The organism is Alicyclobacillus sp. CIJ1, from assembly GCF_057538885.1.
The window spans coordinates 182,031-199,070 of the sequence record NZ_BAAJPH010000063.1; the positions used below are offsets into that span (position 1 = coordinate 182,031).

Below are 17,040 nucleotides of genomic sequence, written 5' to 3' on the forward strand. Positions count from 1 at the left end.
TCGAAAGTTCATCCAGAGAGATGGGGCGTGCCGCAGTGCGCCTTCCAAGGGCGAGAAGGGAGGACCAACGTCATGCGGTGTCCGAGTTGCACAAGCCGAGACGTCGGTAAAATTGGTGCCAACCAATACTATTGTTGGAATTGCTTCGCCGAGTTCAACGTATCCGGCGATGAGGTGCGGATCTACGAAGTGGCCGAGGACGGATCGCTCATCGTCGTGGATCAGACGAATCACGCGGACGTCGAGTTTGGCACGGGGGCCTGAGGGTCGAGGCTCAAAGATAGCGCGTTGTCCACTAAAAAGTACGGGCGGTTGTCGAGCGGGAGCGGCTCGGCCCGCTCTTTTTTTGTCGAAACAGCGCGATGCAGGTCTGTGGTGCGTGTGATGAAAATAATGGCATGCGATTCTGCATATACTCTGCGGTAGACCCTTGTCCGGCGCCGCCGCAGAGGGAGGAGATCGCCGTGCCGATGGGGCGTTACGCCCGCACCATGATGTCCATCGCCCTGACGCTGACGTGTATCTATCTCGTCGGGCTCCTGCGCAGCCTGTTTCTGGACATCTGGGGCGTGCTGTCGAGCCTCTTTTACACGTTTCTGGCGTCGCTCATCATCACCTACATCCTACAGCCGGCGGTGGACGTTTTGCATCGGCGGCGCGTCCCTCGCTCGGCGGCCATCCTCATTGTGTACGCCGTGATCGCAGCCATCCTGGCCGTGGTGGTGTTGAACCTCATCCCGGTGATCTCACGGCAAATCGCGCAGCTATCGAGCAGCCTGCCGGCCATCACGGCGGAATTGAGCCGCTGGATCGACATGATCAACAGCCGGAAGACGTACCTGCCGAACGCGGTGCGGACGGGGATCGAGAACGCGCTCAACCAACTGGAGCACCGCGTCGAGGTGGCGCCGACGGGGCTGTTCTCGGTGGTGACGAGCACCATCAATGCGATCTTCATGGCATTTGTCGTGCCGTTCCTCGTCTTTTATATGTTGAAAGATGCGAAGGCCATTGGGCGCGGCGTGGTGCGCATGGCTCCCGCGAAGTACAAGCATCGCGTGCGACTCGTCCTCCGGGCCATCGATGATACGCTCGGCGGCTACGTGCGCGGTCAGTTTCTTATTATGCTGGCGGTCGGGCTGTTGTCGTTCATCGGCTATCTCATCATCCGCCTTCCGTATGCGCTCCTCTTGGGTGCCTTCCTCGGTTTCGCGGACATCATTCCGTATCTGGGGCCCATCATCGGCATCGCGCCGGCCGTGATCATCGCGCTCACCACCTCCGGCTGGCCGATGCTCGTCAAGGTCGTGATCGTCAACATCGCGGTGCAGCAGATCGAGGGGAACATCCTGTCTCCGCAGATCATGGGCCGGACGCTTCATCTGCACCCGATGGCGATTGTAGCGGCCCTGATTGTCGGCGGTGAGGCGGCTGGCGTCCTGGGCCTCATTCTCGCGGTCCCGGCGCTCGCGGTGTGCAAAGTGGTGTGGACGCAGTGGCGAGAAGCGCGCTCCCATGCCTCGCATTGACAGGGCCTGTCCTGCCCGATACAATCAAAAATCGACGACAAAGCGATGCGGAAGACAAGTAGAATCGGGGCGCCTTGCTCAGAGAGGGCGGCCTTCGGCTGCGAGCTGCCTCAAGGCAACCGGTTCGAAGCCCCTTCCAAGCGCGTGTGGCAAAGCACGCCGGGTGTGCCCGTTACAGCGCCAGAGGCGACAGGCTCGGACGAGCCTGTAAGCAGGGTGGTACCGCGGGAAACTCCCGTCCCTGAATGTGGGGCGGGGGTTTTTCGTGCAGGAGGACACAGCCGAAGTGCGATGCGTCGGAGGAGGAGGTTGCGCATGAAATCGCTCACTGGACAAGAAATTCGCCGCGCGTTCAAGCAATTTTTCGCCGAGCGCGGTCACATGGTGTTGCCGAGCTTTCCGCTCGTGCCGAAGGACGATCCGACGCTGCTTTGGATCAACGCGGGCATGGCGCCCCTGAAGCCGTATTTCGACGGCCGGGAGATCCCCGAAGTGCCGCGCATCGTGGACGCGCAGAAGTGCATTCGCACCAACGACATCGAGGAAGTCGGCCATACCGCGCGACACCAGACGTTCTTTGAAATGCTCGGCAATTTCTCGTTCGGCGACTACTTCAAGCTCGAGGCCATCACCTGGGCGTGGGAGTTTTTGACGCAGGTCCTCGAACTGGACCCGGATCGCATCTCCGTCACCATTCACGAGGAGGACGACGAGGCGTTCGAGGTGTGGCATCACCGAGTCGGGCTGCCGGCGTCGCGCATCTACCGCGGCAAGGAAGACAACTTCTGGGAGATCGGCGAAGGACCCTGCGGTCCGTGTTCGGAGATCTTCTACGATCGCGGCGAGGCCTACGGCTGCGGTTCGCCGGACTGCAAACCGGGCTGCGACTGCGATCGGTTCCTCGAGATCTGGAACCTCGTGTTCACGCAATTCAATAAGAACGCGGACGGATCGTATTCGCCGCTGCCGAAGAAGAACATCGACACGGGGTCTGGCCTGGAGCGCCTGGCCAGTATCCTGCAGGACGTGCCGAACAACTTCGAGACGGACCTGTTCCGGCCCATCATCGATCGCGCCGCTGAACTTTCGGGGCGCCCGTATGGTCAATCGGCTGAGGACGACGTCCATCTCAAGATCATCGCCGATCACGTCCGCACGGTGACGTTTGCGATTGGCGACGGCGTGCTCCCGTCCAACGAGGGCCGCGGGTACGTCATCCGCCGCCTGCTGCGGCGCGCGGTGCGCAGCGGCCGGAAGCTCGGCGTCGAGCGGCCGTTCTTGTACGAACTCGTGGCCGTGGTGGATAGAATCATGGGCGACGACTATCCCGAGGTGCGCGAGAAGCGACCGCTCATCGAGCGCGTGGTTCGCACGGAGGAGGAGCGCTTCCTGCAGACGCTCGCCGCCGGCGAGGAGCTCTTGAATCGGACCATTGAAGAGGTCAAGGCGCGCGGCGAGACCGTCCTGTCCGGTGAAGCGGCGTTTCGCCTCTACGACACGTACGGCTTCCCCATCGATCTCACCGTCGAGATCGCGCGCGAGAAGGAGATCGCGGTGGACCGGGAAGGGTTTGAGCGAGAGCTCGAGGAACAGCGCGCGCGGGCGCGCGAGGCCCGTCAGGTGGCCGAGGGCATGCAGAGCCAGCGCGGCGCCCTGGAGACCTTCACGGAGCCGTCGAGGTTTGTTGGCTACGACGAGCTCACGGTGGACGCGACCATCCTTGGCATCTTCAAGGATGGCGATCGCGTCGACGGGCTCGCCATCGGCGAGGAAGGCCAGGTCATCCTCGACGTGACGCCGTTTTACGCGGAGAGCGGCGGGCAGGTGGGCGATCGCGGCGAAATCGTCGGCACAAACGGCAAGGCGGAGGTGCTCGACGTCCAGAAGGCGCCACACGGGCAGCACGTCATGCGAGTGCGCGTCGTCGACGGCTCGCTGCTTCAGGGCGACAGCGTGCGCGCGCACGTCGACGAGGACTTCCGGCGCGACATCGTGAAAAACCACACGGCGACGCACCTCTTGCACAAGGCGCTGCGGGACGTGCTTGGGACGCACGTGGCGCAGGCGGGATCGCTTGTCGAGCCGGAGCGCCTGCGGTTTGATTTCTCTCACTTCGGGCCACTCACGGACGAGGAATTGGCCGAGGTGGAGCGGCGCGTGAACGACGAGATCTGGCGCGATCACGCCGTTCACATCCGCGAGATGGACTTGGACGAGGCCAAGGCCATGGGCGCCATGGCGCTCTTCGGCGAGAAGTACGGCCAGCGGGTGCGCGTCGTCCAGGCGGGCGAGAGCATCGAGCTTTGCGGCGGCTGCCACGTGCCGCGGACGGGCGTCATTGGGCAGTTTCTCATCACGTCCGAGACGGGCATCGCGAGCGGCACGCGCCGCATTGAAGCGGTCACCGGCCGGCACGCGTATCGCGTCGCCCGGGAGCGCGAAGAGCGGCTGCGCCAGGTGGCGGACGCGCTGAAGACGAATGTCAGCACGGTGGTGGAGCGCGCGCATCGCGTGGTCCAGGAAATGCGCGAGCTGGAGCGCGAGCTGGAGTCGGCGAAGGCGCGTCTGGCGCATGCGCGCGTGGACGAGCTCGTCGCAAACGTCGAGACGGTGGCGGGTGTCCCCGTCATTCGCGCTGCGCTGTCCGATCTCGACATGGACGGGCTGCGCCAGCTGGTGGACGAGATCAAGGCCCGGGTGGACTCCGTCGTGGTGGTGCTGGGATCCGCTCACCGCGGCAAGGTGCAGTTTGTCGCGTACGTGTCGAAGGACTGGCAGTCGCGGGGCCTCCATGCGGGTGAGATTGTCAAACAGGTGGCCGCGGTGACCGGCGGTGGCGGCGGCGGCAGGCCGGATCTGGCCCAGGCAGGAGGCCGAGACGCGGCGAAGCTCTCCGAGGCCATCCAAAAGGTCGGGGAAATTCTCGAGCAGGCCGCAGGAAATCGCGCGCACTGACTCGAAAGTAAGGGGACGAGCGACTTTTTGGCGTCGGCAGACGCCCGAGCGAGGTGCGGGCATTGGGACAAGAGTTTGACAGCACGATGCGATTTGCGTCGAAGTCAGGCAATCCCGAGGTTCGGCGCGCGTTTCAGATCGCGTACCGCGCCCTGAAGGAAAAGGGGTACAATCCCGTGTACCAGATTGCGGGGTACCTGATTTCGGGCGATCCGGCGTACATCACAAGCCACATGGACGCGCGCAACACCATCCGGCGCATCGAGCGGGATGATCTCATCGAGGAGCTCGTGCGGGCCTACGCCGCACTGTATGGCGATGCGGACGATGGCGATTGATTTCGGCGAGCGGCGGATTGGTGTCGCCTTGTCGGATCCCATGGGGCTCATCGCGCAGCCGTATGGCGTGATCGAGCGCCAGTCGGACCGGCAGGCGGCGGACGAAGTCGCGGAGTTGGCGCGGCGAGAAGAGGTGGGGCGGATTGTCGTCGGGCGACCGCTCCACATGTCGGGCCAGCCGTCCGAGATGACGTCGCGCGCGGAGAAGTTCGCCCGGATGCTCGCGGCGCGCACGGGCCTGCCGGTCCATCTGTACGATGAGCGGTTGACCACCGTGAGCGCGGAGCGCTTCCTCATCGAGCAGAACGTGCGGCGCAGAGAGCGCCGCGCGACGGTCGACGCGGCCGCCGCGCAGGTCCTGCTCGAAGACTACCTGCGATCGCGTCAGCGGGCGGGCGGCGAGGGCGCGGAATTCGAAGGTTGAACGTTGGAAGGTGAATGTATGTCGAACCAGCCAGCAAGCGCGAGGCGGCGCGCGCGATGGATGATCCTTGTCGCCTTGGCGCTTGTGGTCGTGGTCGCACTCGTCTTCGGCGCGTGGTTTCGCGCGGCGCTGCGGCCCGTGTCGGCCAAGGCTCCGCTCGAGCGATTCGAGGTCAAGGCCGGCGACACGGTCGCCACGGTCGCCGAGCGATTGAAGGCGATGAGGCTCATCCGCAGCGCCACCGCGTTTGCGCTGTACGGGCGTCTCAGCGGGGGCGGGCCGATTTTGGCCGGCACGTACGCGCTGTCCGCGGATGAGTCGGCGCCACAGATCTATCGGCAGATGACCGCGGGCGAGATCGTCCCCGATGTCGTCAACGTGACCATCCCGCCGGGCTATGACATTGTGGACATCGCGGCGCGGCTCGCACAGGATGGGGTGTGCAGCGAAGCGGCGTTTCTCAAAGCGGTGCAAGCCGACGACTACCATCAGGCGTTTTTGAAGCAGCTTGCGGGGCGGCGCGATGTTCGCTATCGGCTCGAGGGATACCTGTTCCCGGACACGTATCAGTTCTACCGGAATGAAAACCCGGTGGACGTCGTGAATGAAATGCTGAACGACTTTGCGGCGCGTGTGCTCACGCCCGCGAACGAAGCGGCGATGCGGGCGGACAAGCTCACGCTGAACGAGGCCATCACGGAAGCGTCGCTGGTGGAAAACGAGGCGCAGGTGGCGTCCGAGCGGCCGATCATCGCGAGCGTGATCGACAACCGATTGAAGCTCCACATGCGCCTGCAGATCGACGCCACGGTGGACTATGCCATCGGCCGACACCTGACGGTCGTCACGGACGCGGACATCCTGGACGCGCGAAACCCCTACAACACCTATTTGTACGGAGGATTGCCGCCTGGGCCGATTTGCAGTCCGAGCCTTGCGAGCATTGAGGCAGTGCTTCACCCCGCGCACACGAAGTATCTGTACTACGTGGCCAAGGGGAACGGAACCGGCGAACACTACTTCGCCGAGACGTACAGCCAGCAATTGCACAACGAGATGCTGCGCGAAGAGAACCTGAAGCGGCGGGCGGAGCAGTCGAGCAGCAAGTGAAGCGCGGAGGGCGTGAGGTGGCGCTTCGCACGCCTCGCTCGCGGGATTCCAGTGGTCGACCTCTTTCGCGTTTGCTATGATGGGCGCATGAAGAGGAAGAAACTTCTGGGCATGTATCGACAGGTCCGGGCGGACATCCGCCGGACGTGGGCGGATTGGACGCATTGGGTGCCGCGAACCATTGCGGCGCTGGCGATTTTGGTGGTCTACCTACCGCTTGCGCACGGTCCCTTCATCATTCGCCTGTACTACGAGGCCATGGTGCTCGCGGAGGCTGCGGTGGTGCTCGTGCTCAGCGGGCGCGCGGGCCATCGTCTCGCGCCGTACGTGAGCATCGCCGCCATGCTGGCGTGCCTCGGACTCCTGTTTGCCGGCGACACGCCGCCCAACCACGCGACGGATCTGTTGTGGCCCATCCTGGGCTATGTGGCCGCCGTGCTGCGCCCGCACGACGTGGCGAACACCGTCCTGTACGTGATCCTCGGGCTGTCGTTGGTGTTGACCACGCGGCTGACGCCGATGGAAGGCGCCATCGCCGGGTTCGCCATCGTGATGCTGTATTTCGGCGTGCGCGCCGCGCGCCTGCTCGCCGAATCTCGACGCCGTGAAAAGGCGTGGAAACAGCTCGCGGTGCTTAGCTGGCGACAGGCGGTCGAGGCGCTCGAGCAGAGCACGGAGCATACGGGAGAGGCGGGGCCCGGCGACGCGCTCGCGGACGCGCTGCGGCGAGAGGCGGAATCCATCCTTCCAGGCGTCCCCTGTCACGTGCGGGATGTTCCCGCGCTTTCTGCGCGGGACTGGGCCCGGACGCGCGCCGTGGTGCGCTTCGTGTGCCGCTCGGCTCTGGCGATGGAGCCAAGGCCGGATCGAACGGAAATCCGGGGTGTGGGTGGCGGGCTTGAATTCCACCTCGTCTATGAACGTGGCGGCCCAGATCCCGAACGGCTGCTCGAGGCGTTTGAGTGGTTGACCTTGTGGGGCGAACGCCTGCGATGTGGGAGCGAGGACGATGCGATGCGCGCGGTCATGGGTATCCCGTGCCGCGATCCCGTCGAAGGCGGACCATGAGAGTCCTGCGAAAGGTGGTGCTTCATGAAGCGAGAAATCCTCGCGCTCCTGCGCGATCCCGTGCTCGGCGGGCCGCTCGAGTTCGTAGCGCGCCCCCACCCTGCCCTGCGCGCCATCATGGGTGGATCCGAGTATCCCCTGGTGCACGGGATTCCGATCTTTGCCGCGCAGGCGGCGGTCGTTGGTGCCAACGTCCGCTATCAGAAGCTGTACGATCGCATTGCTCCGGTTTACGATCTCGCCAACTCCTTCAGTTTCACCCTCCGATCGGGCGGCGAGAAGCGGTATCGGGCAGATATCCTGCGCGAGCTCGAGGTGCGCGACGGCGACCGCGTGATCGAAATTTCGTGTGGCACGGGTCGCAATCTTTTCTTTCTGAATCGTTCGTATTCAAGATTGGAACTGTACGGACTGGACCTCTCGCTAGGCATGTTGCGCGTCTGTCAGCGCGCGTGTCGGAGGGAGGGAGCGGAGATCCGGTTGTTTCAAGGCTTAGCGGAGGCTCTGCCATTCCGAGATAACACCTTCGATGTCGTGTTCCACGTGGGGGGAATCAACTTTTTCACCGATCCCGCGCGTGCCATGCAGGAGATGATGCGCATTGCCAAGCCGGGAACGAAGGTTGTGGTGGTGGACGAAACGGAGCGGAAGGTGAGAAGCACTTACGAGCGAGTTCCATTCGTGAGGCGTTGGTTCCGAGACCGCGGCGCGCTCGTGGAGATACCGATCCACGCGGTGCCGAAGATGGCTGAGGATGTTCGCGTGCAGGAGCTCGATGGGGGCAACCTGTACGGCTTGACTTTCCGAAAGCCGCTGGGGGCGGACGGCCAAACGCCTGGGAGAAGGGATCTATCTTTTTGATGTTCACGTGTCCTCAATGAGCCGGTGAAAGATTTGGTCCGGATTCTGATGGGGTTCGCCATCCACCTGATTTACGAACGCCTCGTACGGCCCCTGGAAGCGAATCCGCCCCTCGTAGAGCAGATAGACCATGGAGTCGACGTACTGCAGCTCGTGCAGGTGGTGAGTGGACATGATGACGATTGTGTTTTCTCGCTGCGCAAGTTTACCGAGCCGGAACAATATCCGGACACGCGCTTCAGGGTCGACGTTCGCGGTCGGTTCGTCAAACAGATACAAGTCTCGATCCATCGAGGAAATGCATGTCGTCACCAGCCAGCGGCGTTCGCCCACGGACATGGCTCCAAGGCGAGTGGACCATAGGCGCTCGAAGAGCGCGTTCTCTCTTTCGTTGAGTCCCAAGCGATGAGGAAATCCGCCGACGGATGGCGTGGCGCCGTGGTCGATGTTCATGAGAAGGCGAACGAGGTCCTTCCCCTTCAACGTGTTGAGCAGCGGAACGCTCTGCAACTGGTACACAATGCGCTCTGGAGAAGGCGCTCCCAAGACGCCATCCGGGCGCGGCAAGGCACCGGCGATGATGTCGAAGAGCGTGGTCTTTCCCGCGCCATTCAACCCGATGACTGCGTTCAGCTTCCCGGGCTCAAACGTCGCGGAAAGATCCTTTAGAATCCAACGCTTCGATCGAGGATAGCGAAACGAGACTTCCTCCAGCTGAAGTCGCACGTCGTCGTCCTCCCTGTACGGCAGTTCGTGCCTTCGTCATGTTCTCAGCACGGTGGATATCACGCGAATCGAGCGCAGACCTATGAGACCTATTATCAAATAGAACACGCCTACCGCGATGACTGGAAGTGTGTCTGCGTGCCTCGATGAGCCGAGCCCTGTCACAGTGAACAAAGCGTTGGTGAGTCGCATGACGAACACGATGGGGTTCAAGGTGTCGAGAATCTCTCTGGTGATTGGAAAGGAACGGTAGCCATCAACAAACGCCAGGTACACCAACGGCGCGATGAGCACGTTGAGCAGCGGTGAAATGGACTGAACTCTCACAGGCAGAGACGGAATCAGGCAGAAAAAGATGGCGACCGGGATGAAGGATATTGTGCAGGCGAGCATGGCAATTGGCCACAGCGCAAAAAACGGAACCGGGGACATCGGGGACGTCGCCGCGGTGAGCAGTGTGACGTTGACGAGCGTGTAGAACAACATCGACGCAATTTGTCCTGCTGCGACCGTATAGGCGTGCCCTCCGACAAAGCGGAACATCTTGAGAAATCCCGACTCTCGCATCTGTAACAGCGATAATCCGACGCCGTTCACCGAGCTGCCGAGTACCACGTATCCCCACCAACCGGCCAGAGAGGCATCATACATTGGGATGGTCGGCTTGTGCGCAAACCATGAGGCGTGCTGCGCGATGAACACAGCGGCGGGCAATACGAGCATCCACAAGAATCCCAAGCGGTTGCTGAAGGCCACCTTGTTAAAGAGCACGAAATATTCGTAGGTCTGTCTGAACAGCATCTGCGCACCTCCGCCTGCGCTGCGCTCTCCCTTGGACGTCTGGCCCAGGCTGTGATACGATTATACAAATTATAGAACAATTTAGATGTGCTGAGCAATCCCGTCTCTCCTGCGATTTCTGCATACTTTGCCAGGATGCCCCGTTGGAAATCCGGATGTCCCTTTCCTGTGCCATAGCAGTTTTCCTGTCCCCTCCGCATAAAGCTTAGATGCAACGCATCCAGGCTGGAGGTGGACCAAGTGCCCGGCTTGCTCACGCTGCTGGCGCTCGTGTTCAAGGACGTCTCGCTGTTCGTCTCGTACGTCAAGCAGGGCGCTTTTCCTCACCCGCTGAGCCCCGAGGAGGAAGAGCGCGCGATTCGCGACTACCTCGCGGGCGACGCCGATGCGCGCAATCGCCTCATCGAGCATAACCTGCGCCTCGTCGCGCACCTGGCCAAGAAGTACGAATCCTCCGGCGAGGAGATGGACGATCTCATCTCCATCGGCACCATCGGGCTCATCAAGGCCGTCGAGAGCTATCGGCCCGACAAGGGCACGAAGCTCGCGACCTACGCTGCCCGCTGCATCGAAAACGAAATTCTCATGTACCTGCGCAGCAGCAAGAAGCATCGGCGCGACGCCTTGTTGTCCGATCCCGTCGGCACCGACAAGGACGGCAACGAGATGACGCTCGCGGACCTGTTGGGGTCCGATCCGGACGACGTGATCGACGCCGTGGATATGTCGTGGGAGAAGCAGAAGATGTTCGAGTGCCTGCCGCTTCTCGCCCCGCGCGAGCGGGAGGTGCTGTGCAAGCGGTTTGGGCTGCCGGACGGGGAGGAGCGGACGCAGCGGGAAATCGCGAAGGAACTCGGCATTTCGCGCAGCTATGTTTCGCGCATTGAGCAAAAGGCCATTGTGAAATTGTACGAAAACATGCGCCAGCGGAAACCTGCCGGCTCTGGCGCGGACGCGTAGAGGAGGCCCGCCGAGCTTCGGCGGGCCTCATGCGCGCGCCGCGAAGATGCGCTCAAACGGGAGGACGAAGACCGAACCGTATTGCGACCCCCATTCACTCGGGTGCTGCGCGTAGGTGAGGAGCACCTGGCGATGCTCATCACCCGCACGGTATCGCTCGGTCAATTGGCTTAGATACGGCTGGATGGCTTCTTCATACGCCACGCGCGCCGGTTGCCACCACTCCGCGAACAGGGGCCACGCGGATTCAAGGGCGTCATGCCCCATCGGCGACTCGGTGAACAGAAGGCGCAGCGGACCTTCCAATCCCGCGAGACAGCGGCCATCCACCTCGGCCACGCCCAGGCGGCGAATCTCCTCGAGTTCCTGTTGCCAAACGCGCGCAAATCGCCCTTGCGCATCCGAATGGGCATCGCGTGCATCTTTCGATTCAGGGCTCTGGGAATGTGCGCGGAGCCGCCATACATACAGGATGAAATTCAGATTGGCGGGAAACGCATAGGTCACGGTCCACGTGGACATCTTCTCCACCTCCGCGAGTGAAGCGGACAAGCCGCCGCCTGAAAACGTTGGGTCCGCGCGGGAGCGCATCCCTGGCGTCGGTATCTACGCGTATGGTATCATATCCAACTGTTATCGAAGCGCGCGGACAACGAACGACGAAATTGGGTGAGAAGCTTGGCCTGGCTCTCGCGGCTCATGCCGGACGAGTACGTGGCGTCCATCTACGAGATTGATCTCGACGCCCTTTGGCGGCGGGGGATTCGCCTGATTTTGACGGATCTCGACAACACGCTGGTGCCGTGGAACCACCCCGACGTGCCGTCCGAACTCACCGCGTGGTTGCGCGGCGTGCATGCGCGAGGCTTTCACGTGTGCATCATCTCGAACAACGGCGAGGATCGCGTCGGATCGTTCTCCAAGCTGTGCGGCGTGCCGGCGGTCTCGGCGGCTGGCAAGCCCAAGTCGCGCGGGTTTTTGGAGGCGCTCCGCCGCTTCCAGATGCCGCCGGAGGCCACTGCGATGGTGGGCGATCAGCTTTTCACGGATATCCAGGGCGCAAAGCGGCTTGGACTCTACGCCATTTTAGTGCTTCCACAGGATCCGGTGGAGTGGTGGGGCACTAAGATTTCGCGCATGGCCGAGCGGCTGGTGTTGAGGCGGTTGGAACGGCGAGGGCTCCGGCGCCCCGAGCCCGCCGCGGACAGGAGGCGTTTGGATGACTGACACCCGAGTGTGTGTGGGATGTGGGGCACCGCTTCAATCGACGGACGAGCGGATGCCAGGCTACGTGCCGGAGAGCCATCTGGAGCGGGATGATGTGCTTTGCCGGCGGTGTTTTCGCATTCGCCACTACGGCGACTTCACGCCCGTCGCCGTGGATGAAGAGACGTATCAGCGACAGGTCGCGGCCATCTTCGATCGCCCCGGGCTCGTGCTGTACGTCGTGGACGTGTTCGATCTCGCCGGCAGCCTCATTCCGAGCGCGCGGCGGTTCGTCGCGTCGAGCGACGTGATCGTCGTCGTGAACAAGGTGGATCTTCTGCCGGCCGATGTGGGCTACGAGGCGCTTGCGGACTGGATCCGCGGCGAGGTGCGCGCGACGGGCGTGGAGCCGCTCGATGTGGTGTTCATCAGCGCCGAGAAGCGCCGCGGCGTCGACCGGCTCGTGGATCGCGTCGCGAGGGAAACGAAGCGACCGGTGTACGTGATGGGCATGACCAATGTGGGCAAGTCGACGCTTCTCAACGCGATGGTCGAGCGGCTGTCGGAGCGGAAGCAGCCCTTCACCGTGTCGCGCAGGCCGGGCACGACGCTCGCCATGTCTCGGCTCGAGATTGAAGGGCCCTACGGACGCGTGGAACTGTTCGACACGCCGGGGCTCATGTACACGTCGCGCGTCATCGAGCGGCTGTGCGGCGACTGTTTGAAGTGGGTGGTGCCGCGGTCCCGCGTGCGCCCGCGCGTGTACCAGTTGAACCCGGGGCAAGCGCTGTTTCTCGGCGGACTGGTGCGCCTCGAGACGTTGGAGGGCGAGCGCCAGGGCATTGTGCTCTACGTCTCCAACGAGCTGCCGGTGCACCGGACGAAGCGGGAACGGGCGGATTCGTTTTTTGCGGAGCACCGCTACGACATCCTGAAGGTCCCGTGCGAGGCGTGCGCGGACGCGTTTGTGGATCGGCGTTCGTGGCTCGTCGCGGCGCCGCCGAGGCGCGACGCCGATTTTTCTCTTGGGAAACGGGGCGGGGACATCGTCCTGCCAGGACTCGGCTGGATTGCGTGGACGGGCCGGAGGACGCTCGCGCGGATTGAGGCGCCTGCGTGGTTGACCCTTTCCATGCGGCCGAGGCTCGTCGGCGTTCTCGCGCATCGCGTGCAACACCCGCAGGGCGGGGGTGACGGGCCGTGAAGCTGTTTGGCGTGATCGGCAAGCCGGTCATGCATTCGTTATCGCCTGCCATGATGAACGCCGCGTTTCAGGCGCACGGCGTGGATGCGGTGTACCTGCCGTTTCAGGTGGAGCCGGGCGATCTCGTCGATGCGCTGCGCGGCCTGCGCGCCATCGGCGCGGTGGGGATCAACGTGACCATTCCCCACAAGCTCGGCGTGTACGACTGGGTGGAGGCGCGCACCGCCGAGGCCGAGATGGCCCGGGCGGTCAACGTCGTTCGCTTCACCCCGACGGGTGCGGTGGGGCACAACACGGATGTGAGCGGATGGTGGGCGTCTGTGGCGCCGTTTTTGGGCGAGGGCTCGCTCAAGGTGACCATTCTCGGCGCGGGCGGCAGCGTGCAGGCCATCCTCACGGCGCTCGCCAAGGAGCGTCCGGGGAGCGAGGTGCTTGTCTGCTGCCGCAGGCCCGAGCAAGCCGAGGCGCTCGCGTCGCGATACGGCGACGGGCTTTCCGTTCATCGCGTGGCCTGGCCGGATCGGCACGAGGCCATCGCGAAGGCGGATTTAGTGGTCCAGTGCACGCCGATTGGCATGTGGCCGCGGAGCGACGAGTCGCCGGTCGAGTCGCCGGAATGTTTCCAGCCGCATCAGGTGGTGCAGGACATCGTCTATCGGCCGCTTCACACGCTCTTTCTTCGCCAAGCGCAGGCGCGCGGGGCGAAGACGGTGGATGGCGCCTCGATGCTCATCTGGCAGGGCGTGAAGGCGTACGAGTGGTGGCTCGATCGCGAGGCGCCCGTCGATGTTATGCAGCGCGCGGTCTACGAGGCCCTCGAGCGGGAAGAGGCGAACGGCCGTGGGTGAAGAGACCGTGTGGTATACTGAGGCAAACGGCGAACGGACATCGGACGGGGCGCAGAGGCGCATTCTGCTGTTCGGCGGCACGTTCGATCCGCCGCATGTCGGTCACCTGACGATGGCTCAGATTGCCTACGAGCAGGTGGGCGCCGACGAGGTGTGGTGGATGCCGGCCGCGAAGCCGCCCCATAAGGCCGGCATCGACGTGGACACCTTCGCGTGGCGGTTTCGCATGGTGGAGGCGCTAATTGGGGCGAGGCGGCACATGCGCGTCACGGACGTGGAGAATCGCCTGCCGAAGCCGTCGTACACCGTCGATACCCTGCGCGCGCTCACCGGTTGGCATCCGGAGGTCGAGTTTCTGTTTCTCCTCGGCGCAGACAGCCTGCAGCACCTTCCGGAGTGGCACGGCGCGGAGGAACTCTGCGAGATGGTGCGCTTTGTCGTCGCGCGCCGACCGGGTTACGACTTCGACACGGCCGCGGCCAGCGCCCGCGCGCGCCTTCCGCACATTCGGATGGACGTGATCGACATGCCTATGCTCGACGTGTCGTCCACGTGGGTGCGAGATCGGCTGGATCGGCGTCTCGACGTGTGTGGCCTTGTGCCGGATCCGGTGCTCGAGATCTGGCGCCAGGGGCCGGAAGGAGGAATGGGACCGGGATGGAGCGGGGGAACGTCATCCATCATCTTCGGCAGCGCCTCGCCGCGTCGCTGACGCCCGCGCGCTACAAGCACGTGCTCGGCGTCGTGGAGACGTCCGTGGCGTTGGCCCGGCGGTTTGGGGCGCCGGTGCTTGCGGCGGAGCTCGCGGCCTGGCTCCACGATCTCGCGCGGGAATGGCCTCAGGACCGACTCCTTGCCTACGCACGTGACCGGAAGCTCGAGGTGCCCGCGGCTTGGCTCGAGGCACCTATCCTGCTGCACGGTCCGATTGCCGCGGACGTCGCGCGCGTAGAATACGGTGTGGAGGATGCCGACGTGCTGAACGCGGTGTATTACCACACCACCGGCAGGCCCGGCATGGGGGCGCTTGAAATGGTGCTGTTTGTGGCGGACGCCATTGAACCGTCGCGCGACTATTCCGGGGTGGATGACCTTCGCGCGCTCGCCGAACGGGATCTCAAGGCCGCTGCCTTGGCGAGCCTCGAATCCACGGTCCGCTACGCGCTCGATCGCGGCTTCCCCATCGATCTCACGACCGTGAACGCGCGAAACGACTTGTTGAACGAAGTGCGCCGGAAGGCGTGACATTCGCTCTTTCCGAGGGAGGCATGTGCATGAATCCAAACGTCGAGCACATCGCTCGCCGAGCTGCGACGGCCTGCTTGGATAAGAAGGCCACCGACGTCGTAGTGATGAACGTCCAGGAACTCACGCCCGTGGCGGACTACTTTGTGATTTGTTCCGCGAGCTCGCGCCCGCAGGTGGAGGCGGTGGCCCGGGCGGTGCGGGACGATCTCGCCGAACTCGGCGTCACCTGCCGCGGCATCGAAGGGCTGGACGAGGCGCGCTGGGTCTTGCTCGACTTTGGCGACGTCGTGGTGCACGTGTTTCGGCCTGAGGAGCGGGAGTATTATCACCTCGAGCGCCTGTGGGGCGACGCCGAGTGGATACCTATCGAGGCCAACTGACGATGGCTTACGAAGATCTTGCGGCGTTTTACGACGAGTTGATGGGCAATGCGCTCTACGACGCGTGGCAGAAGGCGCTCGCCCCCCATCTCTCTTCCGTTCGCGTGGCGGTCGATCTCGGCTGCGGCACGGGCAGGATGGCCGCATGGCTCGCGGAGCGCGCCGAGCGCGTCTACGCCGTGGACCGATCGCCGGAGATGCTGGCCGTCGCGTTTGACACCTGGGGCCACCTGGCAAACGTACATTGGTTGGAATCGGATCTGGGCGATCTCGCCCTTCCCGAGGCCGCCGATTTCGCCCTCGCCTCGACGGACGTGTTGAACTACATCTTGACACGCGACGAGTTGGAGCGGGTGCTCCAGCGCGTTCGGGCATGCGTGCGCCCGGGAGGAAGGTGGGCCCTCGACACCCTCGGCCCGCGCCGGGTGCAGCAGCTTTGCGACGGCGCTTGGCACGACGTGCGCGACCATCTCGTCATCGTGCACGAGACGGAAGTCGAAGGGGAACGAATTGTCCATCGCGTGTGCGGTTTTGTCGGGATCGACGAAGAAGGAGCGCTCTATCGCCGGTTTGACGAGGAGCACGTGCAGCGGTACTGGGATGCGGCGACACTCGCCGAACTGTTGGACCGGACGGGGTGGGAGGTCGTAGAGGTCCAAGGGGACTTCGGAGAATCCCCGGTGGACCAGGCGGATCGCGTCGTATGGGTGCTCAAACGGCGGTGACGGTCCGCCCGCTCGTGGATTCACGGCGAGGATTGCTCGCTCGACTGTTCTCGAAACGCGAGGAACGAGGACAAAACGTCGGGATGGGACTGCAGGAACAACACGAGCGACTGCAGCGCCTCCAGGGTTGCGGGGCTCACGTGGTGTTCGATGCCTTCGACGTCTTTCTGCAGCGTGTCCTCCTGTACGCCGAGCATGCGAAGGAAATCCGCCAACATGGCGTGCCGCTCTTTCATCAGCCGCCCCATTTTATGTCCTCTCGCCGTGAGCACAATGCCCCGGTACTTCTCATAACTCACGTACTCGTTTTCGTCGAGCTTCTGCAGCATCTTTGTGACGGAACTCGGCTGCACGGCCAGGGAGTTGGCGATGTCCGAAACGCGCGCATACCCCTTCTCGTGAATCAGTTCATAAATCTTCTCCAGGTAGTCTTCCATGCTGGGTGTGAGCAACGCGTTCAACCTCCCCATACCGTTTCCTCGATTGTACACGACCCCGAAAAGGCTCGGCAACGCCTCTTCTCAGGCAACATATTCACCGTTCGCCCCAAATTCCACCGGTCTCTCCGAAGTCGAAAGAAACTGATCCTTGGGCAAACAGGCGTTCGCCGCCCGTGCATCGAATCTCTGGGGCATGAAGGTCCGGTTGGAGGGATGC

Annotated in this window: 20 protein-coding genes and 1 other annotated feature; of the genes, 16 read left to right on the forward strand and 4 right to left on the reverse strand. The window is 63.4% G+C overall.

Annotated features, from left to right (window positions below):
* Positions 1 to 72 precede the first annotated feature (72 nt).
* From AC27E8_RS02295 to AC27E8_RS02330, 8 genes are all read left to right on the forward strand, one after another.
* Positions 73 to 264 (forward strand): hypothetical protein, encoded by a 192-nt coding sequence (locus AC27E8_RS02295; RefSeq protein ID WP_008341386.1) that lies wholly within the window; start codon positions 73 to 75, stop codon positions 262 to 264.
* A 206-nt stretch (positions 265 to 470) separates the two neighbouring features.
* Positions 471 to 1,529 (forward strand): AI-2E family transporter, encoded by a 1,059-nt coding sequence (locus AC27E8_RS02300; RefSeq protein WP_487099580.1) that lies wholly within the window; start codon positions 471 to 473, stop codon positions 1,527 to 1,529.
* A 36-nt stretch (positions 1,530 to 1,565) separates the two neighbouring features.
* Positions 1,566 to 1,775: a binding site (T-box leader), on the forward strand.
* A 69-nt stretch (positions 1,776 to 1,844) separates the two neighbouring features.
* Positions 1,845 to 4,484, forward strand: coding sequence for an alanine--tRNA ligase (gene alaS, locus AC27E8_RS02305; RefSeq protein WP_487099430.1), 2,640 nt, complete (start codon positions 1,845 to 1,847; stop codon positions 4,482 to 4,484).
* A 53-nt stretch (positions 4,485 to 4,537) separates the two neighbouring features.
* On the forward strand, positions 4,538 to 4,822 hold the full coding sequence (locus AC27E8_RS02310) for an IreB family regulatory phosphoprotein (protein ID WP_394295637.1): 285 nt from the start codon (positions 4,538 to 4,540) through the stop codon (positions 4,820 to 4,822).
* On the forward strand, positions 4,812 to 5,246 hold the full coding sequence (ruvX, locus tag AC27E8_RS02315; RefSeq protein ID WP_487099429.1) for a Holliday junction resolvase RuvX: 435 nt from the start codon (positions 4,812 to 4,814) through the stop codon (positions 5,244 to 5,246). The genes AC27E8_RS02310 and ruvX overlap by 11 nt, the downstream gene beginning before the upstream one ends.
* An 18-nt stretch (positions 5,247 to 5,264) precedes the next feature.
* Complete coding sequence (gene mltG / locus AC27E8_RS02320) at positions 5,265 to 6,356, forward strand: endolytic transglycosylase MltG (RefSeq protein ID WP_487099428.1); 1,092 nt, start codon at positions 5,265 to 5,267, stop codon at positions 6,354 to 6,356.
* A gap of 87 nt (positions 6,357 to 6,443) precedes the next feature.
* Positions 6,444 to 7,424, forward strand: a complete 981-nt coding sequence (locus AC27E8_RS02325) for a hypothetical protein (protein ID WP_487099427.1) — start codon at positions 6,444 to 6,446, stop codon at positions 7,422 to 7,424.
* Between the two features lie 24 nt (positions 7,425 to 7,448).
* Complete coding sequence (locus AC27E8_RS02330; RefSeq protein WP_487099426.1) at positions 7,449 to 8,285, forward strand: class I SAM-dependent methyltransferase; 837 nt, start codon at positions 7,449 to 7,451, stop codon at positions 8,283 to 8,285.
* A 3-nt stretch (positions 8,286 to 8,288) separates the two neighbouring features.
* Here AC27E8_RS02330 and AC27E8_RS02335 read toward each other — a convergent pair whose 3' ends face one another.
* Both AC27E8_RS02335 and AC27E8_RS02340 read right to left on the reverse strand, forming a co-directional pair.
* Positions 8,289 to 9,011, reverse strand: coding sequence for an AAA family ATPase (locus AC27E8_RS02335; protein WP_487099425.1), 723 nt, complete (start codon positions 9,009 to 9,011; stop codon positions 8,289 to 8,291).
* Between the two features lie 36 nt (positions 9,012 to 9,047).
* Positions 9,048 to 9,812 (reverse strand): hypothetical protein, encoded by a 765-nt coding sequence (locus AC27E8_RS02340; protein ID WP_487099424.1) that lies wholly within the window; start codon positions 9,810 to 9,812, stop codon positions 9,048 to 9,050.
* Between the two features lie 240 nt (positions 9,813 to 10,052).
* Here AC27E8_RS02340 and sigK point away from each other — a divergent pair, with 240 nt between their 5' ends.
* Positions 10,053 to 10,772, forward strand: coding sequence for an RNA polymerase sporulation sigma factor SigK (sigK, locus tag AC27E8_RS02345; RefSeq protein ID WP_041695304.1), 720 nt, complete (start codon positions 10,053 to 10,055; stop codon positions 10,770 to 10,772).
* A 27-nt stretch (positions 10,773 to 10,799) separates the two neighbouring features.
* Here sigK and AC27E8_RS02350 read toward each other — a convergent pair whose 3' ends face one another.
* Positions 10,800 to 11,294: a hypothetical protein gene (locus AC27E8_RS02350; RefSeq protein ID WP_487099423.1), complete on the reverse strand. Its 495-nt coding sequence runs from the start codon at positions 11,292 to 11,294 to the stop codon at positions 10,800 to 10,802.
* Positions 11,295 to 11,441: 147 nt separating this feature from the next.
* On the opposite strand from AC27E8_RS02350, the gene AC27E8_RS02355 reads away from it, so the two are divergent.
* The 7 genes from AC27E8_RS02355 to AC27E8_RS02385 are packed head-to-tail and all read left to right on the forward strand — an operon-like array spanning position 11,442 to position 16,383.
* Entirely contained in the window at positions 11,442 to 11,999 is a 558-nt protein-coding gene (locus AC27E8_RS02355) for a YqeG family HAD IIIA-type phosphatase (protein ID WP_487099422.1), read from the forward strand.
* The gene (gene yqeH / locus AC27E8_RS02360; protein ID WP_487099421.1) at positions 11,992 to 13,182 is read left to right on the forward strand and encodes a ribosome biogenesis GTPase YqeH; all 1,191 of its coding nucleotides are present in this window, start codon (positions 11,992 to 11,994) and stop codon (positions 13,180 to 13,182) included. Before AC27E8_RS02355 ends, yqeH begins: the two co-directional genes overlap by 8 nt.
* Complete coding sequence (aroE, locus tag AC27E8_RS02365) at positions 13,179 to 14,030, forward strand: shikimate dehydrogenase (protein WP_487099420.1); 852 nt, start codon at positions 13,179 to 13,181, stop codon at positions 14,028 to 14,030. Before yqeH ends, aroE begins: the two co-directional genes overlap by 4 nt.
* Positions 14,023 to 14,742: a nicotinate (nicotinamide) nucleotide adenylyltransferase gene (gene nadD / locus AC27E8_RS02370; protein ID WP_487099419.1), complete on the forward strand. Its 720-nt coding sequence runs from the start codon at positions 14,023 to 14,025 to the stop codon at positions 14,740 to 14,742. The genes aroE and nadD overlap by 8 nt, the downstream gene beginning before the upstream one ends.
* Positions 14,688 to 15,275, forward strand: coding sequence for a bis(5'-nucleosyl)-tetraphosphatase (symmetrical) YqeK (gene yqeK, locus AC27E8_RS02375; RefSeq protein ID WP_487099418.1), 588 nt, complete (start codon positions 14,688 to 14,690; stop codon positions 15,273 to 15,275). The genes nadD and yqeK overlap by 55 nt, the downstream gene beginning before the upstream one ends.
* Before the next feature lie 29 nt (positions 15,276 to 15,304).
* Positions 15,305 to 15,658: a ribosome silencing factor gene (gene rsfS / locus AC27E8_RS02380; protein ID WP_014464881.1), complete on the forward strand. Its 354-nt coding sequence runs from the start codon at positions 15,305 to 15,307 to the stop codon at positions 15,656 to 15,658.
* 2 nt (positions 15,659 to 15,660) lie between these two features.
* Entirely contained in the window at positions 15,661 to 16,383 is a 723-nt protein-coding gene (locus AC27E8_RS02385; protein ID WP_487099417.1) for a class I SAM-dependent DNA methyltransferase, read from the forward strand.
* A gap of 20 nt (positions 16,384 to 16,403) precedes the next feature.
* On the opposite strand, the gene mntR is transcribed toward AC27E8_RS02385, so the two are convergent.
* Positions 16,404 to 16,853, reverse strand: a complete 450-nt coding sequence (mntR, locus tag AC27E8_RS02390; protein ID WP_148260175.1) for a transcriptional regulator MntR — start codon at positions 16,851 to 16,853, stop codon at positions 16,404 to 16,406.
* Positions 16,854 to 17,040: the final 187 nt, after the last annotated feature.

What these genes read in the sequence shown, in the direction of transcription:
- AC27E8_RS02295 (WP_008341386.1), top strand. Translation starts at nt 73, where the DNA reads ATGCGGTGTCCGAGTTGCACAAGCCGAGACGTCGGTAAAATTGGTGCC.
- AC27E8_RS02300 (WP_487099580.1), top strand. Translation starts at nt 471, where the DNA reads ATGGGGCGTTACGCCCGCACCATGATGTCCATCGCCCTGACGCTGACG.
- alaS (WP_487099430.1), top strand. Translation starts at nt 1,845, where the DNA reads ATGAAATCGCTCACTGGACAAGAAATTCGCCGCGCGTTCAAGCAATTT.
- ruvX (WP_487099429.1), top strand. Translation starts at nt 4,812, where the DNA reads ATGGCGATTGATTTCGGCGAGCGGCGGATTGGTGTCGCCTTGTCGGAT.
- mltG (WP_487099428.1), top strand. Translation starts at nt 5,265, where the DNA reads ATGTCGAACCAGCCAGCAAGCGCGAGGCGGCGCGCGCGATGGATGATC.
- AC27E8_RS02325 (WP_487099427.1), top strand. Translation starts at nt 6,444, where the DNA reads ATGAAGAGGAAGAAACTTCTGGGCATGTATCGACAGGTCCGGGCGGAC.
- AC27E8_RS02330 (WP_487099426.1), top strand. Translation starts at nt 7,449, where the DNA reads ATGAAGCGAGAAATCCTCGCGCTCCTGCGCGATCCCGTGCTCGGCGGG.
- AC27E8_RS02340 (WP_487099424.1), bottom strand. Translation starts at nt 9,812, where the DNA reads ATGCTGTTCAGACAGACCTACGAATATTTCGTGCTCTTTAACAAGGTG.
- AC27E8_RS02350 (WP_487099423.1), bottom strand. Translation starts at nt 11,294, where the DNA reads ATGTCCACGTGGACCGTGACCTATGCGTTTCCCGCCAATCTGAATTTC.
- yqeH (WP_487099421.1), top strand. Translation starts at nt 11,992, where the DNA reads ATGACTGACACCCGAGTGTGTGTGGGATGTGGGGCACCGCTTCAATCG.
- yqeK (WP_487099418.1), top strand. Translation starts at nt 14,688, where the DNA reads ATGGAGCGGGGGAACGTCATCCATCATCTTCGGCAGCGCCTCGCCGCG.
- rsfS (WP_014464881.1), top strand. Translation starts at nt 15,305, where the DNA reads ATGAATCCAAACGTCGAGCACATCGCTCGCCGAGCTGCGACGGCCTGC.
- AC27E8_RS02385 (WP_487099417.1), top strand. Translation starts at nt 15,661, where the DNA reads ATGGCTTACGAAGATCTTGCGGCGTTTTACGACGAGTTGATGGGCAAT.
- mntR (WP_148260175.1), bottom strand. Translation starts at nt 16,853, where the DNA reads ATGGGGAGGTTGAACGCGTTGCTCACACCCAGCATGGAAGACTACCTG.